Annotated in this window: 11 protein-coding genes; all 11 read right to left on the minus strand. The window is 29.2% G+C overall.

Translation table 11 applies throughout. The features are described from left to right. Window position 1 precedes the first annotated feature (1 nt). The 11 genes from FAY47_RS09245 to FAY47_RS09295 all read right to left on the minus strand — a co-directional run bounded on the left by FAY47_RS09245 (window position 2) and on the right by FAY47_RS09295 (window position 13,803). Window positions 2–1,318, minus strand: coding sequence for a nucleotide sugar dehydrogenase (locus FAY47_RS09245; protein ID WP_143316426.1), 1,317 nt, complete (start codon window positions 1,316–1,318; stop codon window positions 2–4). Between the two features lie 16 nt (window positions 1,319–1,334). After that, window positions 1,335–2,204 carry a GNAT family N-acetyltransferase gene (locus FAY47_RS09250; protein ID WP_143316427.1) on the minus strand — a complete coding sequence of 290 codons (870 nt, stop codon included), beginning with the start codon at window positions 2,202–2,204 and terminating at the stop codon, window positions 1,335–1,337. Beyond that, window positions 2,204–3,322, minus strand: a complete 1,119-nt coding sequence (locus tag FAY47_RS09255; protein ID WP_143316428.1) for a DegT/DnrJ/EryC1/StrS family aminotransferase — start codon at window positions 3,320–3,322, stop codon at window positions 2,204–2,206. The genes FAY47_RS09250 and FAY47_RS09255 overlap by 1 nt, the downstream gene beginning before the upstream one ends. 116 nt (window positions 3,323–3,438) lie before the next feature. Beyond that, a complete protein-coding gene (locus FAY47_RS09260; RefSeq protein ID WP_143316429.1) occupies window positions 3,439–4,602 on the minus strand; it encodes a M20/M25/M40 family metallo-hydrolase in 1,164 nt (387 codons plus the stop codon). Further along, window positions 4,595–5,560 (minus strand): TIM barrel protein, encoded by a 966-nt coding sequence (locus FAY47_RS09265; protein ID WP_143316430.1) that lies wholly within the window; start codon window positions 5,558–5,560, stop codon window positions 4,595–4,597. The genes FAY47_RS09260 and FAY47_RS09265 overlap by 8 nt, the downstream gene beginning before the upstream one ends. Then, the gene (locus tag FAY47_RS09270) at window positions 5,529–6,512 is read right to left on the minus strand and encodes an NAD-dependent epimerase/dehydratase family protein (RefSeq protein ID WP_143316431.1); all 984 of its coding nucleotides are present in this window, start codon (window positions 6,510–6,512) and stop codon (window positions 5,529–5,531) included. Before FAY47_RS09270 ends, FAY47_RS09265 begins: the two co-directional genes overlap by 32 nt. 33 nt (window positions 6,513–6,545) lie before the next feature. Continuing rightward, window positions 6,546–7,691 carry a DegT/DnrJ/EryC1/StrS family aminotransferase gene (locus tag FAY47_RS09275; RefSeq protein ID WP_143316432.1) on the minus strand — a complete coding sequence of 382 codons (1,146 nt, stop codon included), beginning with the start codon at window positions 7,689–7,691 and terminating at the stop codon, window positions 6,546–6,548. 297 nt (window positions 7,692–7,988) lie between these two features. Next, window positions 7,989–8,954, minus strand: coding sequence for a tRNA-dihydrouridine synthase family protein (locus tag FAY47_RS09280; protein WP_143316433.1), 966 nt, complete (start codon window positions 8,952–8,954; stop codon window positions 7,989–7,991). 78 nt (window positions 8,955–9,032) lie between these two features. Next, window positions 9,033–11,831: a sugar-binding domain-containing protein gene (locus FAY47_RS09285; protein ID WP_143316434.1), complete on the minus strand. Its 2,799-nt coding sequence runs from the start codon at window positions 11,829–11,831 to the stop codon at window positions 9,033–9,035. Between the two features lie 232 nt (window positions 11,832–12,063). Continuing rightward, window positions 12,064–13,245 (minus strand): DUF4179 domain-containing protein, encoded by a 1,182-nt coding sequence (locus FAY47_RS09290; protein ID WP_143316435.1) that lies wholly within the window; start codon window positions 13,243–13,245, stop codon window positions 12,064–12,066. Window positions 13,246–13,254: 9 nt separating this feature from the next. Further along, window positions 13,255–13,803, minus strand: coding sequence for a sigma-70 family RNA polymerase sigma factor (locus tag FAY47_RS09295; RefSeq protein ID WP_143316436.1), 549 nt, complete (start codon window positions 13,801–13,803; stop codon window positions 13,255–13,257). Window positions 13,804–13,897 lie beyond the last annotated feature (94 nt).

The following is a 13,897-nucleotide window of genomic DNA, read 5'->3' on the forward strand; positions in this document are numbered from 1 at the left end:
GTTATAATGAACAATATTTAAACTGATTTTTTATTGCAGCATTATTACGGAAAATTCCTTTTATATCAACTAAGAGTTTATTGGAACTATCCCTATTAAACTTCTCATTTAATTTTTCATTATCGTATTTTAAGTAATTATTATGAGAAACTGCTACAATCAATACGTCAATATCTTTAACAGAACTCTCTGGTACTAAATCTATATCGTAATACCTTTTTACCTCTTCTTTATCAACATAGTCATCTGATACAATTATATTTATTCCATACTCCTCTAGGGATTTTATTATAGAATAAACCTTTGTATTTCTAACATCTGGACAATTTTCTTTAAAAGCAAATCCCATCACTCCAATTTTTGCATTAGAGATAAACATATTATTTTCAATCATTTTTTTTATAACGAGTTGGGATATAAATTTTCCCATATTATCATTTACTTTTCTGCTTGCTGACAATAATTCTGGCTTATATCCTTTACGCTCTGAAGCATAAATTAGATAATAAGGATCAACACCTATGCAATGTCCCCCTACTAAACCAGGGTTAAACCTTTGAAAATTCCATTTAGTTTTTGCTGCATCTAATACTTTAGATGTATCTATACCCATCTTATTGAAAATAACTGATATCTCATTCATAAATGCGATATTTACATCTCTTTGGGAATTTTCAATAATTTTTGCCGCTTCAGCTATTTTTATATTTTCAGCTTTATAAACTCCATTTTCTAAAATGGTCATATACACTTTCTCAATAACTTCAAGAGCCTCATCATCAATTCCAGAAACAATTTTAACTGTATTTTTTAATTTATGCTTCTTATCTCCTGGATTGATTCTCTCTGGTGAATATCCAACTTTAAAATCTTGTCCACACTTTAAACCAGATTCTTTTTCAAGAATAGGTATACATACTTCTTCTGTTATTCCTGGGGAAACAGTTGATTCATACACCACAAAATCACCTTTTTTCAAATGCCTTCCAATAAGCTCAGATACTGAAACTAAAGGTTTTAAATCTGGTCTATTATCACCATGAATAGGTGTAGGTACAGCTACAACAAAGAAACTTCCTTTATCTAAAGCTGATTCTTCAGATGTAAAATTAACTCCTGAATTTTTTATCACATCATTTCCAACCTCATTTGTACAATCAATACCATCTCTATATAGATCTACTTTATGTCTATTAATATCAAAGCCAATAACATTAAAATGATTAGCAAACTCTACTGCTAAAGGCATTCCTACATATCCTAACCCTACTACACAAAGGTTTGCTTTCCTTTCGATTAAATTCTCATAAATACTCATTCTTTACTATCCCCTTCTAATTTTTTTTATTTAAAACAAAATATTTTTGCAATTCACATCCCCAGCCAAGTTTAGTTTTTAAAATATTATCATTATGTGAATATCCAAAATTGAAATATTTCTTTTTTTCTTCAGCTGCCTTATCAATAGCTGTTTTTAAAATTAAATAATTTCCTCTTAAAGAACGATATTTATATTCTGAAGCATTAATCCAATAAAATACATGATTCTTATTTTGAAGAAAAATACTTCCGGATATAATTTTGTTGTCTAGACAAGCCAATAATAAACATGCAGCTTTTTTATCTATAATTAACTCTTTTAACATCTGCTTTGGTGTATAATAGGTTGAACCTACACGATCCATAGTTTCTTTATAAAAGATATAAAATTCTTCTATATCTTCTTCTGAAGTACATTCTCTAACAGTAACATTATGTTTTATTGAATAACGTATATCTGTCCTTACACTTCCTTTAAACATACTATCTGACAATTGTTTATATTTTTCTAAATCTAGTACAGCAGTTTCCAAGTATGAAATACTGTATTTGTCACTAACTTTATTAAAAAAATCATTATTGACCTTAACAAATGGAGGTAGCACCATTTTTGATATATTTCCATACTCGTTATTTATAAAATCAATTATTTCTTTAAAATCATCATCACTATGAGGAAAAGGGAATATTCCTCCATATCCAACTGCCCCTATCTGTAAGTAATCATCTTCATTTTTAAATAAATTCACAAAATATTCTTTAGCTTTCAACTCTATCTTGCAAGGAATATATTGAAAACTTAAGTACTTATCTATTGATTTACAGAATTCTTCACATGAAAAAGGACTAAAATACATAAACGACTCTAACTGGCTTTCATCCATTATAAAACTCCTCCCATTTCCTCAAGCATCATTTCAATTTTTTTAGCATCATAATCTAAATTACATGGCAAAATTAGAATTGATTCTATGATTTCTTTTGAATTTTTATAATCACACTTACTAATAGCATCTATATATTTATTTTCATAACGTTTAATAAATTCAATAGGCAAATAGTATAAAGTTGTTTCAATTCCCATTTGTGATAATTTAACTGCCACTTCATGCCTTCTATTTTCATTTATAAATAAAGCAAATATACTTTGATTCTTTATAGCTGATTTTATTAGCTTTAACGAATCCTCTCCAAATTTGTTGCAAAATAATTTTATAATTTCTTCTTTTAATAAGAGGATATTTTTATCTTCTGCCCATTTCATATAATCTTTAATACGAATACAAGCACATTTTTCTTGAAAAGTAGAAATTCCTATAGGTTCTTTATTTCTAAAGACAGAATTTTCTTGCAATTTTTCTAATGAATCATATATCTTTTGTTTCTTTAATGTCTCTTTAATAAATTTTCTTAATATATGATTACGTGATAACTTAGCTAATAAAATTCCATTGAACTCATCCACTAGATCCCCAAAATATCTTTCATCATTTTTTTTCACTTGTAAGTCTTGTCCATTATCCTTAAAATGAGTTATTATTGCTCCTCCACCTACTGATGATATTGGTTTGGAAATTCCAAAGGATATAACTGAATACCACTTTTTCTTACTCTTTCCACAAATACGTGGAGTAATTGGAAAAGATTGCGCTTCATCAAATATAACAATATACTCCTGCTTTTCTAAGTAATGATATAAATCTTCACTTAAATGATTTAAACCAAATAATGATGGCAGTATTAAAATTAAATCTTTGTTCCCTTCTATAGATTCAAATAATTCTTTTACGGGATTTAAATCTTTATCTATTTCATATAGTACAAGTTTACATCCCGCTGATATAACTGCATCTGCTAGCTCTGTGCAAGAGAATGCTGGAATATAAACTTTATCAATTTTATTAAATGCCTTATGGTATGCTAATATTTTAATAATAGCTTCACTTTCAGAATGAAATAAACTTACCATTTTCTCTTCAACCTGAAAAATGTTAGCTATCATATTTTTCAAATCACCTCTAGGCGATAATAATAATTTAAACCAGAACTTTAAGGATGATGATCTTCTATAAAGGGGATATCTTACTTTTTTTACACTTACAAATCTTGTGTCCATATCTAATCAAAATATTCTCTAACACATTTGTAAAACTGTGTTAAATACCTTTCTATCTCTGATAGTAAAATATATTCTTTTCTAGTATGTGCCTGCTCTAAACTACCTGGTCCAAATACACAAACAGGTATGTTATGATTATAAAAAACAGATGCATCACAGCTGCTTTTAAACAAATCCCCTTTATACAAACTTTTCCCAAAAATATTATTTGAAGATTTTACTGCATTTATTGAAATGCCTGGTATAAATATATCTGCACCACAATCTGACAATACTTTTTCTACATAATCATTGTTATGCTCAGCAGTCGTTGCAATAACACCTTTCAAAAGCAAATCCTCCATTGGCAGACTTGCATCATTTCCTCCATGTATATACCCAACATTAACATTAAGTTCATCATCAGATATTTGTAATTTAGCTAATTCATTAAAAATATTTGTTAGCTTAAAGAAGTTCATTTTATTTCCTTCCCCATTCATATGCTTAATTTGACTTTTACATGAAATTATAAAAGGCAAAAATCCTAATGTTTCATAACAAATATTACAGTCTGATGGTTCAGAAATTATACATTCAATTGGATATTCACTTTCTAGAAAACCCTTTTCTCTCATCCACTGACATGCTCTAATAGAGCCATTCCCACCAATTTCTTCATCTACTACTGCAGTATAAATAACTTTTCCACTCCATGAAATATTATCAAGATAATTTTTTATTGTAGCTAAACTACATAACCCACTTAACATATCTGTAGAACCTCTACCCCATAAACGATCACTTGATAAATATGGCTCACAATTTTCTAACGGGTTATCTTTATCAATAATATCCACATCTATATGTCCATTTAAAATTAATGTTTTTCCAGGTATTCCACTATCAAGAATTCCATATAAATTATATTTTTTTATCTTCTCGTAGCCTTTGTAATAATCATCATATTCCCAAGGCTTTTTCATAATCTCATTCTTTTTCAAATCTTCAAAACCATATTCATCTAAATAGGTTGTCCACCCTTTACTATTTAAATAATCTTGAAGTATTTTTTGCCCTTCAAATTGTCCATGATTGGCATACATGGGATGAGATGGAATTAACTGTTTTGTAAGATTTATTACTTCACTATAAGATTTGCTAACTATATCATCACTATTCATCTTTCTCACCTTGCCTCATAAACCAATTTGCCGTTTTTAGTACATTTATTCTATGACTATAATCCTTATCCTGCACTTCAAATATAACGCTTCTCTCATCATCAACTTTATTATTTTCTATTATGAATCGAGCTGCCTCCTTAAATTTGTCTTCTCTTACTTTTTTTGACTCCCAAGGGCAGCATCCTTCTCTACATATTTGATTACTTAATGGATTTGCAATATTATCAAATCCTGAAAAATGCCAGTGAATTATCTTGTCTTGAATTTTCTGAAAATCCATATAATCACAATCACCATAAAAGCTAGGCATTTTCTCTTTGAGACTTCTATTATTTTTTGCTTCTTCCATTGTTGCAACCACGTTAAAATAATGGTTGATATCAAATGTTATTTTTATTCTTGGATGATCTATATCTTTAAAATCTGATGGAAATATAAATAATGGATCTGCATCATCATTACGATTCCCTATAGGCGGCATATTTTCAAGTCCAATTACCATACCTTTATCTGTTTTATCTACAATATTGTAAAGTTCGTTTATAAAGTTTATCCTCATACTACTAACATCAACATTCTTCCACTCATCTAATAATAGTCTTTGATTTGCATGTAATACTACAAGTCGCAGTCCTAAATCAGCTGATCTATTTATAGCTTCAATGAGTCTACTTCTAACAAATTTATCATATATATAATCGCAGTCATCTACTGGAAAATGAAAACTAACATTATTTTCTCCATATATCTTAGATGCTTTTTTAATATTTTTCCATGCTATAGACCAATTTGTATCTTCTAAATCTTGCCGACTAAATAAAATTGCTTCAATTCTTCCAATTGCCTTCCTTGCCTTAGAATCCATTTGCGTATCATCAGGTGCGTAAAAAGTATAGCCTAAATATTTTGCTATATCCTCCATATTACTCATATAACTCTCTAATTCTATCCTCATCTAATTTTTTTGCCCATAAATACATTTTTTCTATTCCGTCTTCTAGACCTATATTGGGTTCATAGCCAAGATCTCTTTTAGCCTTTTCTATACTTAAAGTACGATTTTTTACATCTGGGACATACACTCCTGATATATTAATCTCTGACTTAGAATCAGTAATTTTTTTAATGAGTTTTGCAAGATCTAATATGCTAATTGAATTATTAGGATTACCAATATTATAAACTTCCCCACTAGTATTAGATTCTAATGCATTAAGTAAACCACTAACAAAATCTTCTATATGGCACCAAGTACGAATCTGCTCTCCATTACCATCTACTGTAATTGGTTCATTTAACATAGCTCTAAATAAAAAGGCAGACATTGCATTTGATCCTACTCTGTTTTCTCCAAAAACATTAAAAGGTCTTATTATTACAGTAGGTACACCATGTTCTCTATTATATGCATTGATTAAATGTTCAGAAAGAATCTTACTGGCTGCATAGCACCATCTAGCTTCATTGGCTTGTCCAACAGTCATGTCCTTTTCTTCACTTGCCATATCTATATTTCTTCCATATACTTCACTTGTGCTAAAGGATAAAAACTTTTTAAGATTCTTTTGTCTCCTTGCAAGCTCCAAGGCATATTTACAAGAAGTATAATTTGTATCAATAGTTAAAATTGATTTTTCTACTACCCTGTGAATTCCTAATATGGCTGTTGCATGAATGATATAATCAAAATCTTCTCCTAGATTAATTGTACTTTCATAATCAGTAGCATCTAAAACTACTTTCTTTATTGAAGCCTCATTAGATAAACCTGCTAATTTTAAACTTGATTTCTCAAAGTTACATTTATCAGCTATAACAATTTCATTATCCTTATATAATCTTTTTGTTAACGCAGTACCAATAAACCCTGCACCGCCTAATATCAATATTTTTTTGTTACTTATCATAATATTTATTAAACCCCTTTTATAACTTATAATCTATTTCACTTTTAATACTTTTTTAATACAATCAACTACATACATAAAGTCTTCTTCTGCCAAACTACTACATAAAGGCAAAGATACTATTTCATTAAATACCTCTTCTGTTTTAGGTAATACTGCTCCATATTTTTTATAATAAGGATGCATGTGAACAGGTATATAGTGCACACTTAAACATACCCCTAGTTCTTTCATATCCTCGATAAATTCATCTCTATCTATGGGTGCATTTTTTTTGATTCTAATTGGAAATAGGTGACATGAATTTTCAATATTATCATGATCTAAAACAGGTAATGAAATATAGTCCTTTAAAGAACCTAATTCTTTTAAATACATTTTAAATAATTTTCTTCGTGCCTCTTTCATTTTTTCAGCACGTTTTAATTGACTAATACCTAAAGCTGCCTGTATATCTGTCATGTTATACTTATAGCCATGGTCAAGAACACTATATCCCCAATTTCCTGGATATACATATCTATCCCAAGAGTTTTTATCTATACCATGCCAACATAATTCTCTGGCTTTTTTTGCATGATCTAAATCCTTAGCTATTAATACCCCACCTTCACCTGTAGTAATATTTTTGGTAGCATAAAAACTAAAGCATATAAAATCTCCATGATTTCCAATATATTTCCCATCATATTTTGAAGTAAAGGCATGTGCTGCATCTTCAATCAATACTATATTATGTTTTTTACAAATATCCTTTAAAGCATTTAAATTGCCCACATTACCACCAAAGTGAACAACTATAATAGCCTTTGTTTTTTCATTTATTTTTTCTTCAATCTTTTTAACATCTAAACAGTAATCATTTTCATCGATATCAACAAATACTGGTTTTGCTCCAACATGTTCAATAACATTTGCTGTTGAACAAAAAGTAAAGCTTGGAACAATAACCTCATCATCTTCAGATAGCCCTAATGAAAGAACTGCCAAATGTAAAGCTGCAGTCCCAGAATTACAAGCTATAACACTTTTTTCATCAACTCCTAAAAATGAAGCTATTTTTTCTTCAAATTCAAGTACTCTTGGCCCCTTAGAGATCCACCCTGACTTCAATGCTTTAACTACTTCTGATATGTCATCATCAGTTATTTCTGGTACCGCAAACGGGATTTTTTTCATATTTTTCTCCTCCTTTTTATTTATATCACTGTAAAATTACAATTTATTAAATCATATTTTGCATTATTGAAATATATTTTACCCTATTTTACACAATGTTGTAATTACTGTCAACTATTCCTTATTTATCATTTTCTCTTATTATTTGGTAAGTTATTGTTTCTATTGCTTGCCTTAGTGCAGTTTTTCTATCTATTTTCTCAAATACCCGCCTTATTTTTATATAAAAAATAAATGTCCAAAGTTGCATATTATTACACCTTTGAACATTCATCTCGTATATATTGATAAAACTATTTAATATTTATTATAAAACATTCCAGCTCCCTCTATAATCTCTTGTTCTAAAAACAAGCTTGAGACAGCTTCCCTATAATCACTTACCTTTTGTGCCTTCTTTATTTTTTTAGCATATTTCTTATTGTCAGAAAATATATAAATCATATATCCCCATAATTCCTTCATCCTAAACATAGCATTTTTATCTTCATTGAAGACTTTTATGTAGGTATCAAAAACATCATCATGAAAACCCGTTAATACCTTCTTATCTAAAGGAGCATTACTCTTTATCAAATTCATAAGTCCTGGATTTGCAAGTATTCCGCGTCCTAGCATTACTGTTTTTAATTCTGGGAAATCTTCCACTAATCTTTTATGGTCATCTACGGTAAAAATATCACCATTATAACATACTGGGTTAGTACTTAAAGCTAGTGCATCCTTAAAAACCTCTAGATTAGGTTTATTTCCATAAAAATCTTCCCTCGTTCTAGGATGAATAATCAATTCTTCCATGGGATATTTATTGTAAATCTTAATTAACTCATAGAATTCTTCTGGACTATCCTTACCTATCCTAGTCTTTATTGAAATTTTCATATCATCTATTTTAAATATTTCCTCTAAAAACTTGTCCAATTCATCTCTCTTAGCTAGAAAGCCTGAGCCCCTATTTTTTGAAACAACAGTTCCAGCAGGACAACCTAAGTTTAAATTAATCTCATTATAGCCTAGTTGTTGAAGTTTTCTTGCTGTTATAATAAAACCTTCTGAATCATTAGTAAGTATTTGAGGTACTACATTTAATCCCTTATTATTTTCAGGCAAAACATCTCTAAGCTCTTTAGTTTTAAGGCTTTTGCTGTTATTTGGAACAATAAATGGTGTAAAATATTTATCTATATTACTAAAAAACTTTTCATATGAATTTCTATATATAAATCCCGTTATTCCTTCCATTGGTGCTAAATAGTATTTCATTTAATAACTCCTTCTATAAATATTCTAAACCTATTATATCAGCATGACCTTTTCTTATCTACTTAATATTATTTACACTTAGCTTAAGAACCTTTTTATATCTGAAATACTAATAGCAGCTTCTGGCTTAAATTCTTTTGAAGATGCATAATTTAAAATGCTAAAAAGAAATTGTCTTCCTTCTGGCTTATCTCTTACTTTTTCAAAATCACAAGTACAAACTAAGAGTTTACCCTTTAAAACATTACATTCAAACAATAGCCCAAGCTTATGATTTCTCTCAAAATTATCGATAGTCTGAACCATAGGACTAAAATTTTTAGAAGTTCCATCTAGTATAACTGAAGATGAATTTGAAACTATACTCCACCACTCATATGTTGAATAATCCTCACAAGGAAAATCCTTAAAAACAGGGTGAGTATTATTGATAAGCAACCCCATAGTACCAACTGGCACTTCCTTTTTCATACTTTCAGATATTGAGCGAAACATTGGATAGCACCAAAAATCTGATGAATAAAAGCCTTCAATAGAATTTGTTAAACTATTTAACTTTGGAAATAGAATTACGTTTTCTCCTTTTTCTAGTAATGAAATCGCCTTTTTTGATAACTCATCAAATATATTTAAACCTGATTTATCAATATGAATATTTTCAGAATACACCCACAAGTTATAATGTTTCCCTATATCCATCCCCTCTATTTTAAGGGATAATGTAAGCTTTTTCTTTGATTCTACTTTTGGCATTTTAAAACTTATGTCGCAAATATCAATATAATTTTCATCTCCAATATGTGCTATAAATGCCTCTCCCTCTTCATATACAATATTCTCATCCTTTAACTTCCACAATAATTTCAAGGTTTTCAATCTTATATTCCTATAATAACAAAGTTCAATATGTGCATTAAAGCTTTCTTTCTCTAAATAGTTATACTTTTCAAATCTTGCTAAAAGCACAGCATCTGAGCAAAAGCTCCGCCACTCTTTAGGTGATATTATGCCTTTAGAATCCATAAATGCATCAAGAATTCCAACTAAAGCTGTTCCTTGTCCAGGAAAGTCTTGTATATCTAAAAGCTGAAATCCACCTAGCTTTCTTGAACGAAATGCTGATTCCAATTCTTCCTTATAGCACTGAATCGCAAGCTTCCCTGAAGAATTAAAATACTTTTTTGCCAAGTGATCTAAGTTTTTTTCTTTAAGTCGCTCATTAAATATTTCAAAGTTTTTTGCCTTTAATGAACCTTTATATTTTTTTATTTCCTCAAAATTAGGGAAAGTTTCATATTGCCCAATTTCATGAGAAACTACAGGAATTTGTGGTATAAGCTGCTCCTTAGAATCAGCTGTCTTTACCTTTTTTACCCCTGTGCCAAATTGTATTTCTACAATGTCTTCAGCCTTAACATCATGATTCTTATTAATTATTGATGGAAAAATATCCTCATCATAATCCTTTATTGTGCTTGGCATATCTGTTTGAACATGTCCTAGTGGAGCATCACACATAGCATAAGAGCCTCTTATAAGACGTTCCTTAGAAAATCTTACACCACAAAAGAAATCATCATTTTCTAAAATAGTAGGACTAAACTGAAAGTTATTTGATCCTTGAGTATAAAGGTGTCTATTATCAAAACTCTTGTAATTCTTTAAAATCATATTTAACTTATTCCTACTGCCCCAAAGCTCATTACCTAGAGACATCATAACAAATGAAGGATGATTCCCAAAACTTTTAAGGATGGAAAAACCCTCGCTAATTAAAAAGTCCTGTTCTGCCCTATTATGGTTTTCATCATTTTCATCAGTAATAGTTCCCCAAAAAGGTAGCTCTGGCTCCATATAAATTCCAAGTATATCAGCAGCTATAAAAGCAGCTTCAGGTGGACAGCAAGTATGAAAGCGATAATGATTTATGCCATATGACTTTGAAATATTCAATACATTTAGCCATTGATCCAAGTCCATTGGTACAAACCCCTTAAGTGGAAAAACCAAGCCATCATGCTTTCCTCTAAGAAATGTTTTTGTGCCGTTTATGGTAAACTTATCTCCTGATGTTTTAAACTCACGTAAACCAAAGGTAACTTCCTTTATATCAACAGTTAGTCCATTTATAATCATTTTAATATTAAGTTTATATAAGTTTCTATTATATTCACTCCAAAGGAAGGCCTCATCACCTAAAGGATACTTTATAAGTATATCCTTTGAATTAAAGCTGAAGATTTTTTCTTCTACGTTATGCTTAATTTCACTATTAAAGCCTACTGCTGAAACTGCTAAAATACCTTTATCTGCTCCAATAATCTTTGATTTTATTGTTACCTCTTTATCTCTTATGTCAGAATAAACCTGAACATCATCTAAATAAGCTTTATTGAATATCTGCAGTTCAATTTTTCCTATAATACCATTCCAATTGGTTTGTGTATCTTTAGAAGTTAAATGACCACCTTTAGTAGGATAATCTGTGTTATCAACTAGTATGGTAATTCTGTTTTTACCCTTTGATAAATAACCTGTAACATCATAAATATGTGGAGTGCAAAGACTGTTTTGTGTACCAACTTTAATATTATTTATCCATAATGTAGTAATACGTGTCCGTTCCAAATAAAGAAAATAGTTCTTATCACATATATCATCTGTAATCTTCATTTCTCTTGAAAACCAAGCATATCCTTCAAACTTGTATTCATCTGTCAAGCAACCAATCTCAACACTTTCGTTTTTCTTTCCCTTTTTTGAATCAGAGGTTGTCCCTGGAAGTATAATAGTATCCTTTAACGGTTCACTTATCCCTTGCTTTTTCTCATCTAATTGAAAATCCCAAATACCACTTAAATCAATAGCTGCATACATGAAATCACCCTTTTTCTAATAATTAAACATAACAACTTATTAAATTGTATATGTCATATATTTAACATTATTATATTTTTAACTTTTTAGAATGTCAATTTAAAGGTTTTATTCCATATAAATACATAGATATATTATTGCATCAATTTCATATATGTTATAATATTTAAAAAGACTGTAGTACTACCTTTTTAATGCTACAGTCTTTTACTTTAATTATTCTTTTAAAGATCTATTGAATTTTTACGTTAAACTCCTCACCTACTGGGATGAAATCATCTCCAACTTTTCCTGAGTTCATTGAATTATCAGCATATAACCTAAGCTTCAAGTTAGTTACCCCTTCTGCTAGGTATTGTCTATTATTTGACTGCCCATCATATAAGTCAAATAATACTTCACTTGTATCTTTTTCAGTATTTATAGATGTATTTCTAGGATACATTAATATATTATTTCCTAAATTGTCTACCCCTTGCAAACGTATTATAGGCATTTCCCTATCCTTAATCGTAGTACCAAAAATTTTAATACCTGTATTTGTGTTAGCATAGCTATCAATTGTTACCATACTTCCATTTTTAAACTTATGACCATAATCTTTATTTAGACTAGTCTTTGGTATATCACTAACATCACCTTCAGCCTTTATCTTATAATCAATTGTCCATGGACCTTTAATTTCTTCACCAGCGTTATTCACTATTTTATCGTATTCTATTTTTATATTTAGATCATCCTTTATTGTAACTCCTTCAACATAAAAAATAAGTTCCTTTGTAATTGAATTTTCACTTATTTTAATATCCTTTGACTCATAATTCCATATCCCATATTTATAATTATCATAATTTAAACGATCTAAATCACTAATTACCCAGTCATTAATGCTAACTTTTGAATTTTTAACGATACCGTTATTTTCATAATCTACATATTCATAACTAAATCCTTTAACTACCTCTTCATTAGTCCTTATTCTTTCTTTTGCCTTTACAGCTTCAGGAACTCCATTTTCAAAATTCATTGTGTATACTAATCTTATTTGACCAACATTACGATAGCATTCATCAAGCTTTATCTCAACACCATCTTTGCTATAAGATTTACCTAAAGCTACAACATAATCTGCATTATAATTTTTATTTGGATCAATCTTACTTATCATGTTACTAACACTAGCTACTACATTAGTTCCAAAACTTGAATTATACATTCCTACAACAAGTATACAAACAGCAACTGCTATAGATATTCTAACTTTATTGTTTTTCTTTTTTGCTTTAGAATTTCTCTTTACATATCTTTCTATCTTTTTAACTGTAAAATCATCAAACTCTTCTTTATTTATATTTTCATATTCTTCTTCATTAAATTGCCCATTATTTAATAAACTATATATATCCTTTTTCATATTTACCTCCTATTTAATTACAAATCCCTTTACTTCCCTAATCTTCTTTTTTCCTTTATATATCCTGTTATATATGCTATTAGTGGTTAATCCTAACTTTGTTGCAATCTCTGAGGGATTCATATCTAATAAATAATGCTTTACAAAAATATCACGGTCCTTATCCTTTAAACAGCTTAATAAATTTTCTACGTCTTTACGCATCTCTTCATTAATTATTCTTACATCCGAATTATCTGGAATTCCTATTTCTAAGGAGTCATATTCCTCATTACTTATATCCTTAATATACTTTCTTTTATAATCAATACTTCTATATTTAGAAATCCCTATAACCCAATTTTTAAAGGTTCCCTTTTTCCCATCAAATTTATCTATGTTGTCCCATATACTTAGAAATATATCATTAATGCATTCTTCTTGAATATGCTTCAAATTATATAATTGTTTTGAAACTACAGCTTTTATAAGCCATCCATATTCTTTAATCACATACCTTAACGCATCTTCATCTCTTTTTATAAGCCCTTTTATAAAATTTTGTTCATTTATTTCCATAACTCCTCCTAATTATATTTGCAAATATAAATAACCTTGTCATATAATACTACGTAACATAACTTATATATCTCACTAAAATCTTTTAAATTTT

Source organism: Clostridium sp. HBUAS56017, assembly GCF_007115085.1.
Lineage (GTDB): Bacteria > Bacillota > Clostridia > Clostridiales > Clostridiaceae > Clostridium > Clostridium cibarium.